Annotated in this window: 16 protein-coding genes and 1 riboswitch; of the genes, 5 read left to right on the forward strand and 11 right to left on the reverse strand. The window is 71.1% G+C overall.

Annotated elements, in window-relative coordinates; translation table 11 throughout:
- Positions 1-3: 3 nt before the first annotated feature.
- Positions 4-747 (forward strand): hypothetical protein, encoded by a 744-nt coding sequence (locus AB0H12_RS02440; protein ID WP_499620223.1) that lies wholly within the window; start codon positions 4-6, stop codon positions 745-747.
- Between the two features lie 3 nt (positions 748-750).
- Here AB0H12_RS02440 and AB0H12_RS02445 read toward each other — a convergent pair whose 3' ends face one another.
- Positions 751-1,362: a flavodoxin family protein gene (locus AB0H12_RS02445; RefSeq protein WP_499620225.1), complete on the reverse strand. Its 612-nt coding sequence runs from the start codon at positions 1,360-1,362 to the stop codon at positions 751-753.
- A 97-nt stretch (positions 1,363-1,459) separates the two neighbouring features.
- Here AB0H12_RS02445 and AB0H12_RS02450 point away from each other — a divergent pair, with 97 nt between their 5' ends.
- Complete coding sequence (locus AB0H12_RS02450) at positions 1,460-2,344, forward strand: aminoglycoside phosphotransferase family protein (protein WP_499620227.1); 885 nt, start codon at positions 1,460-1,462, stop codon at positions 2,342-2,344.
- 45 nt (positions 2,345-2,389) lie between these two features.
- Here the strand turns inward: AB0H12_RS02450 and xylB are convergent, their stop codons facing one another.
- Both xylB and xylA read right to left on the reverse strand, forming a co-directional pair.
- The gene (gene xylB / locus AB0H12_RS02455) at positions 2,390-3,769 is read right to left on the reverse strand and encodes a xylulokinase (protein WP_499620229.1); all 1,380 of its coding nucleotides are present in this window, start codon (positions 3,767-3,769) and stop codon (positions 2,390-2,392) included.
- The gene (xylA, locus tag AB0H12_RS02460; RefSeq protein ID WP_499620230.1) at positions 3,769-4,905 is read right to left on the reverse strand and encodes a xylose isomerase; all 1,137 of its coding nucleotides are present in this window, start codon (positions 4,903-4,905) and stop codon (positions 3,769-3,771) included. The genes xylB and xylA overlap by 1 nt, the downstream gene beginning before the upstream one ends.
- A 61-nt stretch (positions 4,906-4,966) precedes the next feature.
- Between xylA and AB0H12_RS02465 the strand changes: the two genes are divergently transcribed.
- On the forward strand, positions 4,967-6,139 hold the full coding sequence (locus tag AB0H12_RS02465) for an ROK family protein (RefSeq protein WP_499620232.1): 1,173 nt from the start codon (positions 4,967-4,969) through the stop codon (positions 6,137-6,139).
- Between the two features lie 48 nt (positions 6,140-6,187).
- Here AB0H12_RS02465 and AB0H12_RS02470 read toward each other — a convergent pair whose 3' ends face one another.
- Positions 6,188-6,694, reverse strand: coding sequence for an AAA family ATPase (locus AB0H12_RS02470; RefSeq protein WP_499620234.1), 507 nt, complete (start codon positions 6,692-6,694; stop codon positions 6,188-6,190).
- A gap of 252 nt (positions 6,695-6,946) precedes the next feature.
- On the opposite strand from AB0H12_RS02470, the gene AB0H12_RS02475 reads away from it, so the two are divergent.
- A complete protein-coding gene (locus tag AB0H12_RS02475) occupies positions 6,947-9,619 on the forward strand; it encodes an nSTAND1 domain-containing NTPase (RefSeq protein WP_499620235.1) in 2,673 nt (890 codons plus the stop codon).
- Positions 9,620-9,655: 36 nt separating this feature from the next.
- The gene (locus AB0H12_RS02480; protein WP_499620236.1) at positions 9,656-10,054 is read left to right on the forward strand and encodes a LapA family protein; all 399 of its coding nucleotides are present in this window, start codon (positions 9,656-9,658) and stop codon (positions 10,052-10,054) included.
- 10 nt (positions 10,055-10,064) lie between these two features.
- On the opposite strand, the gene AB0H12_RS02485 is transcribed toward AB0H12_RS02480, so the two are convergent.
- From AB0H12_RS02485 to cobN, 7 genes are all read right to left on the reverse strand, one after another.
- The gene (locus tag AB0H12_RS02485; protein ID WP_499620238.1) at positions 10,065-12,782 is read right to left on the reverse strand and encodes a cellulose binding domain-containing protein; all 2,718 of its coding nucleotides are present in this window, start codon (positions 12,780-12,782) and stop codon (positions 10,065-10,067) included.
- Between the two features lie 543 nt (positions 12,783-13,325).
- Complete coding sequence (locus AB0H12_RS02490; RefSeq protein ID WP_499620239.1) at positions 13,326-14,357, reverse strand: LacI family DNA-binding transcriptional regulator; 1,032 nt, start codon at positions 14,355-14,357, stop codon at positions 13,326-13,328.
- On the reverse strand, positions 14,354-15,754 hold the full coding sequence (locus tag AB0H12_RS02495; protein ID WP_499620798.1) for a GH1 family beta-glucosidase: 1,401 nt from the start codon (positions 15,752-15,754) through the stop codon (positions 14,354-14,356). The genes AB0H12_RS02490 and AB0H12_RS02495 overlap by 4 nt, the downstream gene beginning before the upstream one ends.
- 11 nt (positions 15,755-15,765) lie before the next feature.
- Complete coding sequence (locus AB0H12_RS02500; RefSeq protein WP_499620240.1) at positions 15,766-16,665, reverse strand: carbohydrate ABC transporter permease; 900 nt, start codon at positions 16,663-16,665, stop codon at positions 15,766-15,768.
- On the reverse strand, positions 16,665-17,669 hold the full coding sequence (locus tag AB0H12_RS02505; protein ID WP_499620242.1) for a carbohydrate ABC transporter permease: 1,005 nt from the start codon (positions 17,667-17,669) through the stop codon (positions 16,665-16,667). The genes AB0H12_RS02500 and AB0H12_RS02505 overlap by 1 nt, the downstream gene beginning before the upstream one ends.
- Positions 17,669-18,955: an ABC transporter substrate-binding protein gene (locus tag AB0H12_RS02510; protein WP_499620243.1), complete on the reverse strand. Its 1,287-nt coding sequence runs from the start codon at positions 18,953-18,955 to the stop codon at positions 17,669-17,671. Before AB0H12_RS02510 ends, AB0H12_RS02505 begins: the two co-directional genes overlap by 1 nt.
- Positions 18,956-19,510: 555 nt before the next feature.
- A complete protein-coding gene (gene cobN, locus AB0H12_RS02515) occupies positions 19,511-23,077 on the reverse strand; it encodes a cobaltochelatase subunit CobN (RefSeq protein ID WP_499620244.1) in 3,567 nt (1,188 codons plus the stop codon).
- Positions 23,078-23,111: 34 nt separating this feature from the next.
- A riboswitch (cobalamin riboswitch) is annotated at positions 23,112-23,241 on the reverse strand.
- Positions 23,242-23,248: the final 7 nt, after the last annotated feature.

The raw sequence follows: 23,248 nt of genomic DNA on the forward strand, positions 1-23,248 counted from the left end.
GCGATGACGGATCTACGGCCGACGAACGACCAGAAGGAGTCGGAGAAGCGGCTCCTGGACGAACTGCGGGTGCTCTACACCTCCCGCAACCGGCCGTCGATGCAGTTCCTGTCCGACTTGTCCCACCGCAGCAAGTCGACGATCCACAACGTCCTGATCTCCGGCCGGATCTCGAGCTGGTCGGTCGTCGAGGACATCGTCGTCGCGCTCGACGGGGACGTCGACCGCTTCCGCAAGCTGTACGAGATGATCGACAGCGAACGCCTCGGGCTCGACGACCGCGCCGAGGAACTGGGCTCGGAGCTCGGCCTGCCGCCCACCCAGGTCACCCGGTTCGGCAACACGAACATCACGTCCGAGGGCGGCGTGGTCTACCTCCAGTCGGGCGGCGTGCCGCCGTTCAACCCGCTGACCGGGGTCGCGCCGCACGACCTGGTGTCGATCTACGAGTCGGCCTGCACGGCACACTCATCCGGTGCGCACGCGGCGACCCTGGGCCTGGTCAGGTCGCTGGTCGAGGCCGTCGGGACGCGCGAGGCGGACCGCACGGACCCTGTGTCCGGTCTGGACTCGCTGCGCGCCAGGGACGTGATCCCCGCGCACGTGGCCGACAGGGGCAAGCACGTGCACCGGATCGCGTCCGACGTGGTGCGCGGGATCCGGCCGGCGCGCCCGGACGACTCCGCCTCCGCGCTGTCGTTCGCCTTGGCCCTGCTGTCCTGCGTGTACCTCGACCGCGCGCGGTAGGGATCAGCTCGACGACGGAGGGGGCGGGATCGGGGACTCGGCCAGCGCCCGCGCGACGGCGTGGAGGTTGGCGGCCATGGCTTCGCCCGTGCTCTTCGACCAGTCGTGGCCGTGGACGGTGTCCGGGTAGCTCGGGCCCGGGCCGGGACCCATGTTCCAGTAGGTCCACGCCTGGCCCGGGATGGTGTAGCCGATGTCCCCGAGCGCGCCGGCCACCTCGCTGATCACGTGGTGCGCGCCGTCTTCGTTGCCGGTCACCACGACGCCCGCCACGCGGTTGTACGCGACCGGCCGGCCCTCGTCGTCCTGCTCGGAGATCATCGCGTCCATCCGCTCGATCACGCGCTGCGCGATGGACGACGGGTGGCCGACCCACGTCGGCGTGGCGATGACGAGGATCTCCGCGTTCAGCAGCTCGGCGTGCAGGGTGGGCCACTCGTCGCCCTCGCCCAGGTCCGTGACGACGCCCGGCGGCACGTCGTGGTCCACCACCCGGAAGGTCCGGACGTCGACGCCGCGCTGCTCCAACGCCGCGACCACGACGTCGGCCAGCAGCTGCGTGTTGGACGTGTCGGGCGACTTCTTCAACGAGCAGTTGAGCACCACGGCCCTCATCACGGGCACCTCGCATCCGGTCGGCCAACCGCCGGTTACCCGCGGCGGACGGGAAAATGCGTTGCCCGGCACGCGGGGTGATCGGGAGGCTGGCGGGATGGTCGACATCTCCCCGCCCGACGGTCGTGCCGGCATCGACGCCGGGCTGGTGCGGCGGCTGGTCGCGAGCCAGTTCCCGCGGTGGGCGGGCCTGCCGGTGACGCCGGTCGAGGTCGACGGGTGGGACAACCGCACGTACCGGCTGGGCGACGACATGACGGTGCGGCTGCCCACCGGTGAGGGTTACGCGCCGGCGGTGGAGAAGGAGCACCGGTGGTTGCCGGTCCTCGCGCCGTCGCTACCGGTCCCGGTGCCCGTGTCGCTGGCCGTGGGCGTGCCGGGCGAGGGCTACCCGTTCCCCTGGTCGGTCCGGCGTTGGCTGGACGGGCAGACGGCGTCGCCGGACCGCGTCGACGACCTGGCGGGGTTCGCGGTCTCGATCGCCGACTTCCTCCGCGCCCTCCGGCGCATCGACGCGACGGACGGGCCGAGAGCGGGCGCGCACAGCTTCTACCGGGGCACGTCGCCGGGCTACTACGACGACTGGACGCGGCGGGCGTTGGCGGCGTTGGAGGGTCGGATCGACGTCGACAAGGCCGCCGCCGTGTGGGAAGACGTGCTGCGCACGCCGGGGTGGTCCGGGCCTCCGGTGTGGTTCCACGGCGACATCGCGAGCGGGAACCTGCTGGTCGACGGCGGGAAGCTGACCGCCGTGATCGACTTCGGCGGGTGCGGTGTCGGCGATCCCGCGTGCGATCTCGTCATCGCGTGGACCATGTTCTCGGGTGAGAGCAGGAGGGTCTTCCGCGAAGCGGTCCGGTTGGACGACGCGACGTGGGAGCGGGCCCGCGGGTGGGCGCTGTGGAAGGCCCTCATCACCCTCGCCGAGGGCGACGAGCGGTCACGGCGCGTGCTCGAGGAAGTGCTCGGGGACGTGCCGTAGCGAAGAGGGCGCCTCCGCGGCCGGAGGCGCCCTCTTCGGCTTGCGTCAGCGGTTGACGGTCAGGTCGCGCGCCGAGGCGTAGCGGTCCCGGACCCACGGGGTCGGGTCGGCTTCGACGGAGGTCGAGGCCAGTTCCGACCAGTGGGGCGGGGTGTCCGCGCCGCCCGCCGCCCACGCCGCCTGCCTGGCGGCGCCGTCGGCCACGTACTCGCTCGGCGCCGGCACCAGGACCGGGCAGCCGAAGATCGCGGGTGCGAGTTGCCGCACGGCGGGCATGCGCGCGCCGCCGCCGATCAGCAGCACGCGGGTGACCGGCACGCCGAGCGCCCGCAGTGCGTCGATCGCGTCGGCCAGGCTGCACAGCAGGCCCTCGACCGCGGCGCGCGCGAGGTGCGCCGGGGTCATGGTGTCGAGCCTCATGCCGTGCAGGGCGCCGGTGGAGTCGGGTTTGTTCGGCGTCCGCTCCCCCTCCAGGTACGGCACGAGGACGAGGCCCTCGGCGCCCGCGGGCGCGGACAGGGCCAGGTCCGACAGGTCCGCCAGGTCGACGCCGAGCACGGACGACGTCGACGTGAGCACCCGTGAGGCGTTCAGGGTGCACACCAGCGGCAGGTGGCCGCCCTCGGCGTCGGCGAAGCCGTTGACGATGCCGGTGCCGTCGGCGACGGGGTTCGGCCAGCGCGCGAACGCCGTGCCGGACGTGCCGATGGACACCACGACGTCACCGGGCTGCGCCTGCACCCCGAGGGCCGCCGCCGCGTTGTCGCCCGCGCCCGCGCCGAACCGGCCGCCGACCAGGTCCGCCGGGCCGACGACGCGTGGCACCGCGACGACCTTGCCCAGGGCCAGTTCGAGCAGGTCCGGCCGGTAGTCCTCTGTGGACGGAGACCAGTACCCCGTGCCGCTGGCGTCGCTGCGGTCGGTGGTCAGCGCGTCCAGCGACGTGCCGCCGGCCAGCTTCCACGTCAGCCAGTCGTGCGGGAGGCAGACCGCCGCGGTGCGGGCGACCGACTCCGGCTCGTTGGCCGCCAGCCACCGCAGCTTGGTCACCGTGAGCGAGGCGACCGGCACGCTGCCGATCGCCTCGGCCCACTGGTCGGGACCGCCCAGCTCGTCGGTGAGGTCGGCCGCCGCCGAGGCGGAACGGGTGTCGTTCCACAGCAGCGCCGGCCGGACCACCTCACCGGCCTCGTCGAGCGTCACCATGCCGTGCTGCTGCGCGGCCACCGACACGGCGGCCACGTCGTCCAGGCCGCCCGCGTCCGCGACGGCCGTCTGGAGCGCGTCCCACCAGGCGGAGGGATGCACCTCGGTGCCCGTCGGGTGCGCCGCACGCCCTTGCCGAACAAGGGCGCCGGTGTCCGCGTCGCGGACCACAACCTTGCAGGACTGGGTGGACGAGTCGACGCCCGCGACGAGCGCCATCAGCGCGCGCCCAGCAGGTGCTCGGTCGCCAGCTGCGCGAGGCGCACGAAGCCGAAGCCGCGCTCGGCAGCGGTGTCCGGCTCGAAGTCCTCGCCCTTCAGGAAGTCCTCGATCGACTCGCCCGCGTTCAGGGTCGGCTCGGCCAGCTCGTACACGCCGCTGTGCTTCATCGCCTCCTGCACCTCGGGGTCGGCGCGGAACGCCGCCGCCCGCTCGCGCAGCAGCTTGTAGGTGCGCATGTTGGCCGCCGCGCTCTCCCACACGCCGTCGAAGTCCTCGGTGCGCAGCGGCTTGTAGTCGAAGTGCCGAGGCCCTTCGTAGCCACCGTTCTCCAGCAGGTCGACCAGGAAGAACGCGGACAGCAGGTCGCCCTGGCCGAACACGAAGTCCTGGTCGTAGCGCGGGCCCTTCTGGCCGTTGAGGTCGATGTGGAAGAGCTTGCCCTGCCACAGCGCCTGGCCGATGCCGTGCACGAAGTTGAGGCCCGCCATCTGCTCGTGGCCGACCTCGGGGTTCACGCCGACGAGCTCGTGGTGCTCGAGCGTCGAGATGAACGCCAGCGCGTGGCCGATCGTCGGCAGCAGGATGTCGCCGCGCGGCTCGTTCGGCTTGGGCTCCAGCGCGAAGCGGAAGCCGTAGCCCTGGTCGACCGAGTACTGCGCGACCGTGTCGACGGCCTCGCGGTAGCGGTCGAGGGCGGCGGACACGGGCTTGCCCGCGTCGACCTCGGAGCCTTCCCGGCCACCCCACATCACGATCGTCTCGGCGCCGAGCTCGGCCGCCAGTTCCAGGTTGCGCAGCACCTTCCGCAGCGCGAACCGCCGGACCGAGCGGTCGTTGCTGGTGAAGCCGCCGTCCTTGAACACCGGGTGGGTGAACAGGTTGGTGGTCACCATGGGCACGACCATGCCGGTCTCGTCCAACGCCGCGCGGAACGCGGAAACCCGCTTGCCCACCTCGGCCGCGTCGGAGCCGAAGGGGAACAGGTCGTCGTCGTGGAACGTGATGCCCCACGCACCGAGCTCCGAGAGCTTGCGCACCGCCAACGGCGCGTCCAGCGGAGGGCGGGTCGCGTCACCGAACGGGTCGCGTCCCGGCCAGCCGACCGTCCACAGGCCGAAGCTGAACTTGTCCACGAGGGCACCTCCAATAAGTTTGATGCCTGAACTTATCGCACTCAGCCGCTAGGATCCAGTGGTGTCCAGACCGCAGCCCGCGAGCCAGCGCACCGTGCGACGGCACAACTCCGCCCTCGTGCTCGACGCCATCGCCGAGGCGCCCGGGTCGTCGCGCGCGGCCGTGGCCGCCCGCACGGGCCTGACCAAGGCGACCGTGTCGAGCCTGGTCGACCGGATGATCGGCGCCGGGCTCGTGGCCGAGGGCGAGGCTCAGGCCAGATCCGGTCCCGGACGGCGCGGCACGGCGTTGCACCTGTCACCAACCGGGCCGCACGGGCTCGGGGTGGAGATCGGGGTCGACTACCTGGCCACGTGCCTGGTCGACCTCACCGGGCGGGTGCGGGCGCGCTGGGTGCGGCCCAGCGACAATCGTGCCTCCTCCCCCGCCCGGGTGCTGGCCAAGGTGGCGACGGCGGTGCGCACGGCGGCGAAGCAGGACGTGCCGATCGGCGGGGTCGGCGTGGCCGTGCCCGGCCTGGTGGAGGTGGCCGGCGGGTCGTTGCGGGTCGCGCCGAACCTGGGCTGGCGCGAGGTGGACGTCAGGGGCGAGCTGACCCGTCGGGTCGAGTTGGACGTGCCGGTGCTGGTGGGCAACGAGGCGAACCTCGCCGCGCTGGCCGAGCTGTGGCACGGGGACGTGGCGACGGACTTCCTGCACGTCTCGGGTGAGATCGGCATCGGCGCGGGGATCGTGGTGGGCGGCGCGCTGTTCGAGGGCGTGTCCGGGTTCGGCGGCGAGATCGGGCACCTGTCCGTCGACCCGCGCGGGCCGCAGTGCGCGTGCGGGTCGCGCGGGTGCCTGGAGCGGTTGGCCGGGCAGGACGAGATCGTGCGCGCGGCGGGCGTGTCCGGGGTGGACGAGCTGCTGGTCAGGCTGGCGGCGGGTGAGCGGACGGCCACGACGGCGGTGCGCTCGGCGGCGCGGTGGCTCGGCGTGGCGCTGTCCGGCGCGGTGAACCTGCTCGACCTGCCCTCGGTGGTGTTGGGCGGCACGTACGCCCGCCTGGAGCCGTGGCTGCAGGAGCCGTTGCACGCGGAGCTGGACCGGCGGGTCGTCAGCGCCGAGTGGTCGCCCGTCCGGGTGGTCGCCTCGTCGCTGGGCGCGGAGGCCGCCATGCGCGGCGCCGCGACCACCGCCGTCCGCGCGATCCTCGCCGACCCCGACCCCTACGTCACCACCGCCCTGACCTGACCCTCGAACCCGCGCGTGTCGAACGCTCAGAACGCGCGTGTCGAACGCTCAGGTACCCCGAGTTCCGTTCAGGACGGCCAGGAGCGCTTGATAGGTGTGAGCCGGGTCACCTTCGACGGAGCGGATGAGAGTGGGGCGACGCGTGGCGATGATGGTTTGCAGGTTGTCGTACATCGCCGAGAGCTCGGCCGGGGTGGCCTGGATCGTGTCACGCTCGGCGAAGCGGCGGATCGCGTTGTCCTTGGTGTCGATCAGGACGACCTCGCAGTAGGCCGCGCCCACGTCGACCGCCAGGGCGGAGAGGCGGTCCAGGAACTCCGGGCGGCCGAGGAACTGGGGCACGACCACGTCGTGACCGGACGTCAGGTGCACGCGGGCGGCGGCGATGGCGATGTCGCGCGCCAGGCGACCGGCCTCGCCGAGGTCGCCCGCGATCAGGTCGCGCACCCGGTCGACGTCCAACGCCAACGCGGGAGGGTGGTCGTCCGCGTAACGGCGCGCGATGGTCGACTTGCCGCACCCTGGCGGACCGTTCAGAGCGATCAGGCGAGGCACTCCGCCGAGCCTAACCCAGGGGCGACCGGGAGCGACTCCCAGGCCCTTGACCTGCACCGGAGCACCGGGCAGCCGGCCGGCGAGGCGCACCCACTCGGCCACCTCGAACCTCAGCGCGCACGCACTGCCGAAGCGCTCTGGACCGCTTCACCCGAATGCAGTCACCCGAAGCGGGCACACCGCGGGAGCTCGTCTGACAGCCTGGACGGCACGTTTGTCACTGCGGACAATCGTCGTGAGACTGCCAAGGGGGTGGACCGGTTGCCGCGCGGAGAACGCCCGTTGGACGTCGGCGACAGCCCGCTGCTGAAGTTCGCCGCCGACCTGAGGTCGTTGCGGGACAAGGCGGGCGGGCACAGCTACCGGCAGTTGGGCGCGCGCGCCCACTACTCGGCGACGACGTTGTCCGACGCGGCCGGCGGGCGCAGGCTGCCCACGCTCGCGGTGACGCTGGCCTACGTGCGCGCCTGCGAGGGCGACGTGGCCGAGTGGGAGGACCGGTGGCGGCAGGTCGCCGCCGAGGTGCTGCCCAGCGCCGACCCGGCCCCCGACGAGGGCCACCCGCCGTACGCGGGCCTGGCTGCCTACGGCACCGAGGACGCCGAGTGGTTCTTCGGCCGCGACCACCTGCTGGACGACCTGGAGCAGCGGCTGGCGCACCGCCGGTTCATCGCGGTGTTCGGCGCGTCCGGCGCGGGCAAGTCGTCCCTGCTGCGCGCCGGCCTGGTGCCGCGGGTGGACGGCCGGGTCGTGGTGACCTCGCCGAGCGAGACCGCCGACCCGGACCTGGGCGCCGACCTGCTCATCGTGGACCAGTTCGAAGAGGTCTTCACGCTCTGGCCGGACGCCGACCGGCGCACCGCCTACATCGACACCCTGCTGACCGCCCGGTGCAAGGTCGTGGTCGGCGTGCGGGCCGACTTCTACGGTCACTGCGCGCAGCACCCGGCGCTGGTGGAGGCGCTGGCCGACGCCCAGCTGCTGCTCGGGCCGATGGGCGCCGAGGAACTGCGCCAGGTGATCATGCAGCCCGCCGTGAAGGCGTCGTGCACGGTGGAGACGGCGCTGGTGTCCCGGCTCATCGCGGACGCCACCGGTCAGGCCGGCGTGCTGCCGCTGATGTCGCACGCGCTGCTGGAGACCTGGCGGCGACGGCGCGGCACCACGTTGACGCTGGCCGGGTACGAGGCCGCGGGCGGCGTCCAGCACGCCATCGCGCAGACCGCCGAACGCACCTACACGTCACTGGAACGGCACCAGCGCGCGGTGGCGCGGCAGGTGTTCCTGCGGCTCACCGCGCTCGGCGACGGCACCGAGGACACCAAGCGCCGGCTGCCGCGCGCCGAGCTCGACCACGACGTGGACGTGGACGTGGTGCTCGACCGGCTCGCCCACGCCCGGCTGCTCACCCTGGACCGCGACAGCGTGGAGATCGCGCACGAGGCGCTGATCCGCTCCTGGCCGCGGCTGCGCGGCTGGCTGGCCGAGGACCGGGAGGGTCTGCGCACCATGCGCAGGCTCACCGAGGCCGCCGCCACCTGGGAATCGCTCGGCCGCGACCCGGACGCGCTGTACCGGGGCACGCGGCTGGACACCGCGGTCGAGTGGACGCGGCGCGACGGCGTGCGCACCAGCGCGCAGGAGCGCGACTTCCTGGCCGAGAGCCTCCAGGCGCGGGACCGGGAACGGCTGGTCACGCTGCGGCACACCCGCAGGCTGCGCCAGCTGGTGGCGCTGCTGGCCGTGCTGCTCCTGCTCGCCGGCACCGCCGTGGTGATCGCGATCAGCGCGCAGAAGGAGGCCGCGGCGGGCTGGAACTCGTCGGCCGGCTGGTACGTGGCCAACCAGTCGCAGAGCCTGCGCAGCAGCGCCCCGGAGCTCGCCGACCAGCTCGCCATCGTCGCCCACCGCCTCAACCCGAACGACGAGACGCGTGACGGCGTGCTCAGCGCGCGGGCGAGGAGCGAGCTCAACGAGGCCGCGCGCGCCGCCTTCGCCTCAGCCCTGGCCCGAAGCCCGGACGGCGACCGGCAGACGCCGACGCGGGTGTTCGGGCCCGCGAACGAGACCGTGACCTCGATCGCCGTGAACAAGGACGGCCAGGCGTTCGCCACGACGTTGGTGGACGGGCCCGCGAAGGTCTGGGACGTCACCGACCTGACCCCCGAGGTCATCCACGACTTCGGCTCCCCCGTCGACCTGATCGCGTTCGACCCGGCCCGCGCCCGCACGCTGGTCACCGTGTCGGAGCCGGCCGGTGTCGCGGTGTGGGACACGTCGGACCCGGCCGAGCCGGTCGAGGTGGCGCGCCTGAGCGACCACCCGCACCAGGTCGTCGGCGTCGCCTACAGCCCGGACGGCCGCGACGTCATCACCTTCGACGTCATGGGCGTGATCCGGCTGTGGGACGTGTCCGACCCCAAGAGCCCGAAGCCGGTCACGCGGCTGGACACCGCGCGGGACGTCACCGCGGTCGCCGTGTCGCACGACCACCGCACGCTGGCGTTCGGCACCGCGAAGGGCGAGGTCCGGCTGTACGACGTGACCGACCGGGCCGAGCCCGCGGAGCTGTGGTCCGGCCGCGCGCACCGGGGAGCGGTGCAGGCGCTCGGCTTCGACCGGTCCGGTGTCGCGCTCGCCACGGTCGGCGCGCAGGACATGGTCGCGCTGTGGGACGTGTCGGACCCGCGGCAGACCGTGGCGCGCGGCCGGATCAACGGGGTCACCGAAGGCGTCTACGCGGTGGAGTTCGACGACACCGCGACCAAGGTGGTGACCTCGAAGTCGAACGGCACGACGCGCGCGTGGGAGTTCGACTTCGACACGGCGGTGCGCGAGATGTGCGCCGGTGTCACCGCCCACATCACCCACGAGGAGTGGCAGCTCTACGTCGGCGCGTTGGAGTACCGCCGCCCGTGCGGTTGATTGGCGGCCCGGCACGGGCGGGCAGATAATCACCGCGTGACCATTCCGCGTGACGACGACCACACCCAGGCGTTGCCGACGAGCCCCATCCCCGACGGTCCGCCGGCGGCGGGTCCTGGCGGACCCGGCGCGGTCGAGCCCTCGGTCACCGACGTCCCGGAGCGGAGGACCGGGACGCAGGCCAAGCTGAAGCCGACCAGGATCAGCGGCACGTGGGTCGCCGTGCTGGCGTCGATCGTGGTGCTGATCGTGCTGCTGGTGTTCATCCTGCAGAACCTCGCCGACGCCACGATCCACTTCCTCGGCGCGGCGGGCACGCTGCCGCTGGGCGTGGCACTGCTGTTCGCGGCGATCGCCGGCGCGATCTTGGTGGCCCTGGTCGGCGCAGCCCGGATAATGCAGCTGCGCCGCCAGGCCAAACGAGGGCTGCGGTAGTCGACGGCAGTCAGCCTGCGAGGCAGGTCCTGCCGTTCAGCGTGAAGCCGGTGGGTGCGACGTTGCTGCCCTGCCAGCTCGCCTGGAATCCGAATTCCACCGTGCTCCCCGCCGCGATGGTCCCGTTCCAGCCCTCGTTGCTCACGGTCACGGCGGCGCCGGTCTGCGACGCCTTGCCGTTCCAACTGTTGGTGATCTTCTGGCCGTTCGCGAACGACCAGCCCAGGTTCCAGCCCGTGACGGCCCTGGTGTCCCGGTTGGTGATCCTCACCGAACCGGTGAAGCCACCTCCCCACTGGGAAGCGACCCGGTACTGCACCGAGCAGCCGGGTGGCGGCTGGTCGGTGACCGTGGTCGTCCCGGAGGTGCTCGTGGTGGTGCTCGACGTGGTGTTCGGGATCGTGGTGGTCGTGGTGGGGAACGGCTCGGTGGTCGAGATGCTCCCGGCCGGGTCGGCGACGAGGATGCCGCGGCCGTTGGTGCCCAGGTAGACGCGCCCGTAGACGCGCGGGTCGCCGGTGATCGCCTCGCCCATGTTGCCGTACTGCTGGTTCACCCCGGTGTTGATGTGCACGAAGCCCGCGGCCAGGCCGTCGAAGCCGAAGCCCTCCATCCGGTAGACGCCCAGGCGGCCGTCCTCGAAGGCCAGCACGGTGTACATGGCCGGGTAGGTCTTGCCCTCGGCGGCCTTGCCGAACCCGACGCTGACGGCCTTGGTGACCCACTTGTTCTTCCGGACCGTGACGCCGGAGTCGGTGGACCGGAACAAGCCGTCACCGGTCAGCCAGAGGTCGCCCTCGTGGCCCGGCACGGCCTTGAGCTTGGTCGCCGCCACCTCGGGGCCTGCGGTGAACGTCGCGCCGCCGTCGGTGCTGGCGTAGAGGCGACCGCCGGCCAGGCCGTAGAACTTGTTCGGGTTCACCCGGTCGGACTCGACGACGGCCCCCGCCGGGATGCCGGTGGACGGCGTCCAGGTGTTGCCGAAGCCCACCGAGTGGTGCACGGCCGCGCCGGCCGGGCTCCACACGAACCGGCTGCCGTCCGCCGACGCCGCGACCGTGCCGCCACCGGTGACGCCGCCCGGTTCCGAGCCCGCGAACCAGTTCGCGCCGCCGTCGGTGGAGAACGCCACGTGCGGCGAGCCGTCCACGTTGCCGGAGCGGACGATCACCGACGGGTTCTTCTCCGCGTAGTCCAGGCTGGTGGTCGTGGTGAAGTTGGGCTGCTGGAACATCAGCGGCGGCACCTTGGTGATGTCGGTGTGCCGGAACCCGCCGATGTCGCCGAGGCCGCTGATCAGCGGCGCGCCCGTGGGCGGGCTGATCAGGTCGAGCACCGCGGTCTCCTCCAGCCCCGCGGCGGTCGGCTTGATCGTGATCCGGCCGCCGTCGTCCCACTTGAGCAGGTCCGTCGTGCCGTAGATGGTGGCGCCGGTGCCGTACATCATCCGGTTGGAGTCGAACGGGTCGATCTCCAGCGACTCCACCATCCAGCCGAGCTTCGGCGAGGTCTCCGGCGGCTGCGGGTTCGCGCCCCAGCTCAGCCACGGCGAGGAGCTGATGTCCATGGTGTAGCGGAAGCTGCGCTCGGGGTAGCTCGTGAAGTCCCACGCCCGCGTCCACGTCGCGCCGCGGTCGGTGCTGCGGAAGATGATGACGTCCGGCCACCAGGAGATCTGGGTGGCGACCATCAGCGTGTCCGGGTTCTGCCGGTCGATCGTCAGGCCGCTGTAGCCGAAGTAGGCGTCGGAGCTGCTGGACGGGACCGGGCTGATCCGCGTCCACGCGCCGGTGGCGGTGTCGTACCTCCACACGTCGCCCTTGCCGCCGTCGTACGGGCCGCCGGTGTCGCTGGTGGCCAGGTAGAGGAAGCCGCCCTCGGCGTCCAGCTCGCCCTGGTGCGCGATGTAGCCGGTGGGCTGGCCGGCCAGCCGGGTCCAGGTCGCGCCCGCGTCCGTGCTGCGGTAGACCGTGTTCTCCTTGTCGGCCACGCCGACGTAGATCGTCTTGGAGGGGCCGCCGGCGGTCGAGGAGCGCGGGTCGTAGGTCACCCACACCACGCCCTGGATGTCGTTCGAGTAGCCGTTGGGGTCGTTCGGGTCGGCGACGTAGTTGCCCGGGTTGGGGAAGCTCGCCACCTGCGACCACGTCACGCCGCTGTCCGTGCTGCGCCACAGGCCCTTGCCGCTGGGCGCGCCGAAGTACAGCACCCGCCCGTCGTTCGGGTCGACCGACAGCCGCTCCCCCATGCCGCGGCCCGGCATGTTGCCGCCCACCTTGAACGGCAGCTCGGTGCGCTGCCACGTGGCGCCGCGGTCCGAGGAGCGCAGGATCGCGCCGTTGTTCGGGTCCCAGCTGTTGGTGTACATGCCCACGGCCGCGTACACCTTGTCGGCGTTCTTCGGGTCCGGCGCGATGCTCGCCACGCCGTTGTAGCCCCACTTGTCCCAGCCGACCCAGTCCAGCAGCGGGATCCAGCGACCGGTGGCCTGGTTCCACCGGTACGCGCCGCCGATGTCGGTGCGCGCGTAGATCAGGTCCTTCTCCGCGGGGCTGAACACGATGCCCGGCACGAACCCGCCGCCCGCGATCTCCACGTTGCGCCAGTTGTGCGGCTGCACGATGCCCGAGGCGGACAGCGGCGGCGACGCGGGACTCGCCGCGGCGGTCACCAGCACCACACCGAGCGCGGCGACGGCCGCGGCGGTCAACGCGAGAAGCCGCTTCATGACTCCACCCCCACATTCATGACTGGCACATCCGTGACGGGCACGCTCGCGTCCGGCCACACCCGTGGTCGGACCTGCCCGAACGCACCGGTCCCGGCCGAGTTCGCGGTCGGGGTGGCGTCCGGGTGACCCTCGGCCCGACGGCCCGCGACTCCCACCGGGCCCGGCGGGGCTGCTGCCGCCGTGGACGGGGTGCGTCGGGCCATCGGTGCTGCGCTCCTTCGCGCGGGGTGGGAGGAGGCGGTGGGCGAGAGGGATCCGCCTCCTCCCTGGCTTGAGGAAGTCAGGGTCTGGAGGTCGTGCGTTCCGGACGCGAAAGTGGCCGTCCGTTACCAGTTCTGGGAGCGCTCCCAGAACAGGCAGGATTGGACCGTAGCCAGGCTGATCGACTGACGGCAAGGGTCGGGACTAGGCCATCCGAGTGAACTGTGGACTCGGGGCGACCGGCCGGCGTCGAATGCGTCGAACGAACCGTCGAATCGCTTCGAAATGCCGCGACCCGGACCGAGGGGCCCGGGTCGCGGCATGTCCTCCGAGATCGACTCAGGCGCTCGAACGGGTGACCATCGAGGTCGGGAGGAGCAGGAACGGCGGGAGGTTCTCCTCGCCGGCCAGCTCCGCCATGAGCCGCCACGTCATGGTGCGCCCCAACTGCTCCACGTCCTGCCGGATCGTGGTCAGCGGCGGCACCGCGGTCGAGGCGATCATCAGGTCGTCGAACCCGACCACGGCGACGTCCTGGGGCACCTTCTTGCCGTGCGCGTGCAGGGTCTGCAACGCGCCCAGCGCCATGATGTCCGCGCCGACGAACACCGCGTCCAGGTCCGGGGCCTGCTCGAGCAGGTCGGCCATGGCCGCGGCGCCGCTCTCCGGCGTGAAGTCACCGTAGGCGACGAGGCCGGTGTCGACCCTGGCCTGGCTCAGGCCGCGCTTCCAGCCCGAGAGGCGGTCCATGCCGACCGCCATGTCCCGGGGGCCCGCGATGGTGCCGATGCGCTTGTGACCCCGCGCGACCAGGTAACGAGCCGCTTCCATCGCGCCGTTGAAGTTGTCCGAGTCCACATAGGGCACTCCACCGGCGCCGAGGGGCCTGCCGCAGACCACGGTCGGCAGGCCCGCGTCGGCGAGCGTGCGGGGCAGCGGGTCCTGGCCGTGCAGGCTGATCACCAGCACGCCGTCCACGTGGCCACCGCACAGGTAGTTCACCAGGTCCTGCTCGTCGCCCTCCTTGCTCATCATGAGGACGAGCTGGACCCGCTTGCCCGCGAGCTCGGCGTGCACACCGCGCAGCACACCGGCGAAGAACGGGTCGTTCAGCACCCGGCTGCCCTGCTCGGACACGACCATGGCGATGCAGTTCGCCCGGCTGCCCGCGAGCGTCCGGGCCGCCTGGTTCGGGCTGTACCCGAGCTTCCCGATGGCCTGGTGGACGGCTTCACGCGCCCTGGAGCTGACGTACGGCTCGCCGTTGATCACCCGGGAGACGGTCGACTTCGACACCCCGGCTGCCCGAGCGACCTCCTCGAGCCGGGTGTTGGGTCGTCGCGCCTTGGGCGGGTCAACGGCATCTGTCACGGAGCGACCGTCGCCGCGAGAACGTTGCCACGGGCAACCTGTGAGTACCACATGGCGCTCATCTTAGGCGTCCGCACCTGGGTCTCGTAGTCGACATGCACGATCCCGAACCGCTTGGCGTAGCCCTCGGCCCATTCGAAGTTGTCCATGAGCGACCACGCGAAGTAACCGCGGAGGTCGACACCCGCCTCGATGGCCGCGTGCGCGGCCCTGAGGTGCGACTCGATGTAACCGAGGCGCTCGGGGTCGTTGATCGATCCATCGTCGCTGACGGAGTCGACGTAGGCCGCGCCGTTCTCGGTGACGTACAGCGGGATGCTGGGGTAGTCCTGGTGCACCCGCATGAGGACCTTGAACAAGCCGTCCGGCTGCACCTCCCAGTCCATGGCGGTGCGCGGCAGGCCGCGGCTGGGGAACGACACGTGCTCGGCGCCGACCCACGGTGACCCGGTCGGGCGACGCCCGTTGGTCTGGACCGGGGCCTCCGGCTCCGGCGTGCCGCTGACGAAGTGCTCGGCGTAGTAGTTGACGCCCAGCTGGTCCAGCGGCGCGGAGATGATCTCCAGGTCGTTCTCGCGGATGTGCTTCGAGAAGCCGTACGGCTCCAGGTCCTCCACGATGTCCGCCGGGTACTCGCCCTTGAACAGCGGGTCCAGGAAGATCCGGTTCTGCAGGCCGTCGAGCCGGCGGGCGGCGTCGAGGTCGGCCGGGTCGTCCGGGTCCGCCGGGATGATCGGGTACATGTTGAGCGTGATGCCGATCTTGGCGTTCGGCGCCTGCTCGCGGATCACCGAGGTGGCCAGGCCGTGCGCCAGCAGCAGGTGGTGCACGGCCGCGACGGCGGCCTCCGGCTCCTGGCGGCCTGGCGCGTGCACGCCCGCGGCGTAGCTGAGCAGCGACGAGCACCACGGCTCGTTGAGCGTGGTCCAGTTGTCCACCCGGTCGCCGAGCGCGCCGACGACCGACTCGGCGTACTCCGCGAAGCGGTACGCGGTGTCGCGGTTGGCCCAGCCGCCCTCGTCCTCCAGCGTCTGCGGGAGGTCCCAGTGGTAGAGCGTCAGCCACGGGGTGATGTTGTTCTCGAGCAGCTTGTCGACCAGCCGGGAGTAGAAGTCCAGGCCGGGCTGGTTGACGGGACCCGCGTCCGGGCGGATGCGCGGCCACGCGGTGGAGAACCGGTAGGCGTGCAGCCCGAGGTCGACCATCAGCTGGACGTCCTCGTCCACGCGGTAGTAGTGGTCGGCCGCGGGATCACCCGTGTCACCGCCCACCACCGCGCCCGGAAGCTGGCAGAACGTGTCCCAGATGGACGCGGTGCGACCGTCCGCGGTGGTCGCGCCTTCGATCTGGAACGCCGCTGTCGCGGCGCCCCACACGAATCCCTCGGGAAAGGAAATCGACTCCACAGCTACCCCTTCACAGCACCCTGCATGATCCCGGCGACGATCTGCCGACCGAGTACGAGGAAGACGATTAGAATCGGGACCGTGGCCATCGTGGTCCCGGCGAGCACGAGCGTTTTGTCGACGTAGTAGCCGCTCTGCAACTTCTCCAGGGCGACCTGCATCGTCGGGTTGTCCGCGTTGAGCACGATCAGCGGCCAGAGGAAGTCGTTCCACGACATCATGAACGTGAAGATGCCCAGCATGGCGGCGGCCGGGCGCACCGCGGGCAGGCACACGTGCCAGAACGTGCGGATCATGCTGCACCCGTCCATGCGGGCCGCCTCGATCAGCTCGTCCGGCACGGCGTCGGCGATGTACTGGCGCATCCAGAACACGCCGAACGCGGTCACCAGGTTGGGGACGATGACCGCGCCGAGGGTGCCGGACCAGCCGTACTCCGCCATCACCATGTACAGCGGGATGATGCCGAGCTGCGTGGGCACGGCGAGCGTGGCGACCACGAACACCATCAGCGGACCGCGACCCTTGAACCGCAGCTTCGCGAACGCGAAACCGGCCAGCGTCGAGAGCACCACCACGGAGATCGTGACCGTGCCGGAGACGATGATGCTGTTGCCCAGCGCCTTCCAGAACGGGATCGTGTCCAGCACGCGGCTCGCGTTCTCGAAGAAGTTCCCGCCCGGCAACATCGGCGAGTCCTTGGTGAACGCCGCGTCGTCGTGGCTGGCCACCAGGAACGACCAGTAGAACGGGAACGCCGAGCCCAGGATGAAGGCGATCAGGATTCCGTAGACGACGAAGCCCGGCCGCCGCTCGGAGAGCGACGTCGCCTTCGAGCGCCTCCGCTTGACTGGCTTGGACCCGGTCGCGCTCGGCGCCGGGCGATCGGTGATGGTGGCCATCACGCCTCCCCACTGGACGCGAGCTTGCGGGTGAGCAGGAAGTTGATCCCCGCGATCGCGATGATGACGATGAACAGGATCCAGGCCATCGCCGAGGCGTAGCCGAGGTCCTGGCTCTGGAAGCCGGCTTGGTACATGTAGAGCACGACCGTCTGGTACTGGTTGGTCGCGCCGCCGTTGGCGCCCGCCGAGGGCGAGAACAGCAACGGCTCGGTGAAGATCTGCAGACCGCCGATGGTCGACGTGACGATCACGAAGATCAGGGTGGGGCGCAGCATCGGGAGCGTGATGCTGAAGAACTGGCGCACCTTGCTCGCGCCGTCGACCCACGCCGCCTCGTAGACGTCGCGCGGGATGGCCTGCATGGCTGCCAGCACGATCAGGGCGTTGTAGCCGGTCCAGCGCCAGTTCACCATGGTGGCGATGGCCACGTGGCTCCACCAGCGGTCGGCCTGCCAGTCGATCCGCTCGAAGCCGAGCAGCTCGATGATGTCGTTGATGCTGCCGTACTGGACGCCGAACAGGTCGCCGAAGATGATGGTCAGGGCGACGAGGCTGGCGACGTAGGGCAGCAGCACGCCCATCCGCCAGCCGGTGCGACCGCGCAGGGCGGTGTTCAGCAGCACGGCCAGCAGCACCGCGATGATGACCTGGGGGATCGTCGAGATCGCGAAGATGCTGAACGTGTTGACCATCGCGTTCCAGAACTGCGAGTCGGCCAACAGGTTGGTGTAGTTCTCGACGCCGATGAACGGCTGCTCGTCCGCTCCGAGCTCCCACTCGAACAGGGAGATGTAGGCCGTGTAGAGCAGCGGGAACAGTCCCACGACCGCGAACAGGACGAAGAACGGGGCGATGTACAGGTACGGCGAGAACTTCACGTCCAGCCGGTTCAACCGGTAGCGCCAGCTCAGCTTGCCCGTACCGATGTCATCGTTGTCGTCGCGCCGCGGCGGGCGGGGCTCGGCGCCCCGCCCGCGCGCGACCGAAAGCTCGGTCGTCATTACTTGGCAGCCTTCTTGGCTCCCTCGATGACCTTCGCCCACGCGTCGGCGGACGCCGTGCCCTGTTCGACCGAGGCGAGCGCCGGGGAGACCACGTTGTCCTGGATCTCACCGTCCTGCGGGCCCTTGTACTGGGCCGCCGCGACCTTGTTGGCCTGCTCGGCGAACAGCATGCCGACCTTCTCGCCGCCGAAGTACTCGCTGGTCTGGTTGAGCAGCTCCGGGGAGATCAGGGCCTCGGTCTGGCTCGGGAAGGTGCCCTTGGCCTTGAACGCCTTGATCTGCTGCTCCGGCGCGGTCAGCCACGCGGCCAGCTTGGCGGCCTCGGCCTTGTTCTTGCCCTGCTTCGGGACGGTCAGGTACGAGCCGCCCCAGTTGCCGCCGCCGCCGGGGAACGCCGCGGTGACGGCCCACTTGCCCTTGTGGTCGGGACCGGCGTTGCCCTCGATGACACCCAGCATCCAGGACGGGCAGGTCTTGGTGGCGAACGCCGACTCCTTGAAGCCGGTCTGCCACTCCGGGCTCCACGCGGCGAGCTTGGCCGACTGGCCACCCGCGACCGCGGCGACGACCTGGTCCCAGATCTTCTTGTCGGTGTTGGTCTCGATCACGAGCTTGTCGTCGCGGTCGAAGTAGCCGACCTCGGCCTGGTTGTGCATCGGGTTGAAGATCTGCGCGGCCGAGTCGAACCACGGCTTGCCGGTCGCCTTGACGTACTTGTCACCGGCCTCGAAGTACGAGTCCCAGGTGGCGAACAGGGCCTTCACGCCCTCGGAGTCGGACGGCAGGCCGGCCGCCTCCAGCATGTCCTTGCGGTAGCACATGGCCAGCGGGCCGATGTCGGTGCCGTAGCCGATGAGCTTGTTGTCCTTGGTCGTGACCGCGTCGACCTTCCACTGCAGCCAGCGGTCCTCGCGGACGTCCTTCGGGCCGATCTCCTTCAGGTCCTCGAACTGGCCGGACTTGGCCATGACCTGGCTCAGGAAGCCCTCTTCGACGGCTTCGACGTCGGCCAGACCGGAGCCCGCGCCCAGCTTGGTGAACAGGTTCTGGTGGTGCGGCGCGCCCTGGCCGGTCTTGCGCTGCGTGACCTTGACGTTCGGGTTCGCGGCCTCGTACTCCTTGAGGAGCTCCTCGTAGCCGAACTCGTTGAAGGTCGCGATGGTCAGCTCGACCTTGCCATCTGACGACGTGCCGGACCCTCCCGAGCCACAGGCCGTGGCGACTGCGGCAAGCACTGCGGTGCAGGCCAGGACTTTGGCCAAGCCTGCTCGACGGTAGCGCACGAGAACTCCTCAGTTGATCGGCGGTGAACGTTCTGGGAGCGCTCCCAGGTTTTGGGGGAGTGTGGTTCGCGCCACGGAGTTGTGTCAAGCTCCCGTGTCCGCGCTGTTACCGATGTTGCGTCATTTGCCTTGCTGGACCGATTCTGCTAGCCGTGCGTGCAGTGGTCCGTTCAGGCACTGTTCGTAGACCGGCCGGACACGCTCGGTTCATCTCGCGCCGAACGGCCCGAAACGATTCCCGAGTCGCGAACCCGCTCACCCGCCACCAGTCTGCACCGGAAGTGTGCGCGTGTCCGGCAGCGCCACACCGCGAGTCGCGGACAGTCGCGCGCCGAGTCGTCCGGACGGGTAGCGCGAGTCGGCCGACCGGGTGGCGTCACCGGCCGGCCGAGTCACCACCCGGACGACCCGCGGCGCGCGACGGGACGTCCGTTCAGGACCGATGATTCACCGAAGTGTTTCGTCACGCGCGCGGCGTCCCGGGATATTAGGGGTACCCCTCATGATCGACGCGTTTCCGCGACGTTATAGACCGCGAACGGGCGGCGTGCCGGCTCAGCCGCCGTCCTCCAGGTCGCCCTCGGTTTCCAGGTAGGCCTTTCGCAGCGCTTCCAGCGTCGCCGGCTCCGGGTGCTCCCACATACCCCGTTCGGCCGCCTCCAGGAGCCGTTCGGAGATGCCGTGCAGCGCCCACGGGTTGGACCGGGCCAGGAACTCCCGGTTCACCGGGTCCAGCACGTAGCTCGCCACGAGCTGCTCGTACATCCAGTCCGCGACCACGCCGGTGGTGGCGTCGTAGCCGAACAGGTAGTCGACGGTGGCCGCGAGTTCGAACGCCCCCTTGTACCCGTGCTTGCGCATCGCGGCCAACCACCTCGGGTTGACCACGCGGGCGCGGAAGATCCGGTTCGTCTCCTCGTTCAGCGTTCTGGTGCGCACCGCATCGGGCCGCGTGCTGTCGCCGACATAAGCGGCGGGCGCTTTACCGGTGAGCGCGCGCACGGTCGCAATCATTCCGCCGTGGTATTGGAAGTAGTCGTCGGAATCGGCGATGTCGTGTTCACGCGTGTCGATGTTCTTCGCCGCCACCGCGATGCGCTTGTAGGCGCTCTCCATCGCCGGCCGGGCTTCGACTCCGTCGAGTTCGCGGCCGTAGGCGTAGCCGCCCCACACCGCGTACACCTCGGCCAAGTCGGCGTCGTCGCGCCAGTTGCGGCTGTCGATGAGCGGGAGCAGGCCGGCGCCGTACGCGCCCGGTTTGCTGCCGAAGATCCGCATTGTCGCCCGGCGCGGGTCGTTGTGCTGCGCCAGATCGGCTTGGGCGTGCGCCCGGACGTAGTTGTCCGAGGCCGACTCGTCCAAGTTCGCGACCAGTCGCACCGCGTCGTCGAGCAGTGCCACGACGTGGGGGAATGCGTCGCGGAAGAAGCCGCTGATCCGGACCGTGACGTCGATTCGCGGCCGGTTCAACTCGTCGAGCGGGATCACTTCCAGACCGGTCACCCGGCGCGACTGGTCATCCCATTCGGGCCGCACGCCCAGCAGGGCCAGCACCTCGGCGATGTCGTCACCCGCCGTGCGCATCGCGCTCGTGCCCCAGACCGACAGGCCGACCGACGGCGGCCACTCCCCCGTGTCGGCGCGGTACCGCTCCAGCAGCGACTCGGCCATGGCCTGGCCGGTCTCCCAGGCGAGCCGGGACGGCACCGCCTTGGGGTCGACCGAGTAGAAGTTGCGGCCGGTCGGCAGCACGTTCACCAGGCCGCGCAGCGGCGATCCGCTCGGACCGGCGGGCACGTAGCCGCCGTCCAGGGCGTGCAGCACGTTCGTCAGCTCGTCCGTGGTGCGGGCCAACCGGGGCACGACCTCCAGCGCGGCGAACTCCAGGATCCGCGCCACGTCCTCCCGGTCGGTGAGGGTCCGGGCGGCGTTCACGTCCCAATTGGCGTCTTCCATCGCTCGGACGAGCGCGCGGGCCTGCTCCTCGACCCGGTCGGTGGCGGTCCGGTCGTCGCCGGACTCGGTCAGGCCCAGCGCCTCGCGCAGGCCGGGCAGGGCGGCGACCTGGCCCGCCCACATCTGCTTGGCCTGCAGGATCGACAGCACCAGGTTCACCCTGGTCTCGCCGGTGGGCGCCTGCCCCAGCACGTGCAGGCCGTCGCGGATCTGGACGTCCTTGACCTCGCACAGCCAGCCGTCGACGTGCAGGATCAGCTCGTCGAACCCGTCGTCGTGCGGCCGGTCGGAAAGGCCCAGGTCGTGGTCGAGCTTGGCGGCCTGGATGAGGGTCCAGATCTGGGCCCGGATCGCCGGCAGCTTCGCCGGGTCCATCGCGGCGATGGTGCCGTGCTCGTCGAGCAGCTGCTCCAGCCGGGCGATGTCGCCGTAGCTGTCGGCCCTGGCCATCGGCGGCACGAGGTGGTCGACCAGGGTCGCGTGCGCCCGGCGTTTCGCCTGGGTGCCCTCGCCCGGGTCGTTGACCAGGAACGGGTAGATCAGCGGCAGGTCGCCCAGGGCGGCGTCGGGGCCGCAGCCCGCCGACATGCCCACGGTCTTGCCGGGCAGCCACTCCAGGTTGCCGTGCTTGCCGACGTGCACCACGGCGTCGGCGCCGAACTCGTCCTCCAGCCAGCGGTAGGCGGCGAGGTAGTGGTGGCTCGGCGGCAGGTCCGGGTCGTGGTAGATGGCGATGGGGTTCTCGCCGAAGCCGCGCGGCGGCTGGACCATGACCACGACGTTGCCGGAGCGCAGGGCGGCCAGCACGATCTCGCCGTCGGGGTCCTTCGACCGGTCGACGAACAGCTCGCCGGGCGCCTCGCCCCAGTGCCGCTCCATCTCCTGCCGCGTGTCCTCGGGCAGGGTGGCGTACCACTGCCGGTAGCGGGCCGCCGGCAGCCGGACGGGGTTGCCCTGGAGCTGCTCCTCGGTGAGCCAGTCGGCGTCCTGGCCGCCGGCGGCGATGAGGGCGTGGATCAACGCGTCGCCGTCCAGGTCGGCCACGCCGGGCAGCTCGTCGCCGATGTCGTAGCCGTGCTCCTCCATGGCGGTGAGCAGCCGCACGACGCTGGCCGGCGTGTCCAGGCCGACCGCGTTGCCGATGCGGGAGTGCTTGGTCGGGTAGGCCGACAGCATCACCGCGATGCGCCGTTCGGCCGGCGGCACGTGCCGCAGCCGGCCGTGGCGCACGGCGATGCCCGCCACCCGCGCCGCGCGTTCGTCGTCGGCGACGTAGACCGTGAGGCCGTCCTCGTCGACCTCCTTGAACGAGAACGGCACCGTGATGATCCGGCCGTCGAACTCCGGGATCGCGACCTGGGTGGCGGTGTCCAAAGGGGACAGCCCGTCGTCGTTCCCGTCCCACGCGGCACGGCTGCTGGTCAGGCACAGGGCCTGGAGGACCGGCACGTCGAGTGCGGCCAGCGCGCCCACGTCCCACGCGTCGTCGTCACCGCCGGCGGACGCGGAGGCGGGCTTGGTGCCGCCGGCCGCGAGGACGGTCACCACCAGGGCGTCGGCCTCGCCGAGCACGGCCAGCAGCTCCTGCTCCGCCGTGCGGAGGGAGGCGCAGTAGACCGGCAGCGGACGGCCGCCCTTGGCCACGATCGCGTCGCACAGCGCGTGCACGAACGCCGTGTTCCCGGCCACGTGGTGGGCCCGGTAGTACAGGACGGCGATGGTCGGACCCCCGCCCGCGTCCTGCCGTTCGAGCAGGCCCCAGGTGGGCGTCGGCGCGGGCGGCGCGAAGCCGTGGCCGGTCAGCAGCACCGTGTCGGACAGGAAGTGGTGCAGCTGGGCGAGGTTCGCCGCGCCGCCGTGCGCCAGGTAGGCGTGCGCCTCCGCGCAGACGCCGCCGGGCACGGTCGACAGCTCCATCAGGGGCGCGTCGGGGTTCTGCTCACCGCCCAGCACGACGACCGGCAGGCCCGAGGCGAGCAGCCGGTCCAGCCCCTCCTCCCACATCCGGCGTCCGCCGAGGATGCGCACGACCACCAGGTCGACGCCCTCCACCAGCGCCGGGAGGTCGTCCACGGCGGTGCGGGCGGGGTTGGCCAGGCGGTAGTCGGCGCCACTCGCGCGGGCGGACAGCAGGTCCGTGTCGGAGGTCGACAACAGCAGGATCACGTGCGGGCTCCATCCCTCGGGGGTCCTCGCCCCGGTCGTAGGGGACGGCGAGCGGAGTTCCTGACTCCCGGGGACTCCCCCGGTCACAGTGGCGGGACCGCGCCGGATTCACACCGGCTTCCTCCTGCTGCTTCGCCGTTCGGAGGTCACCCTAACGGCAGTTAGCATCCA

It is taken from the genome of Actinosynnema sp. NPDC023794 (genome assembly GCF_040639675.1).
Lineage (GTDB): Bacteria > Actinomycetota > Actinomycetes > Mycobacteriales > Pseudonocardiaceae > Actinosynnema > Actinosynnema luteola.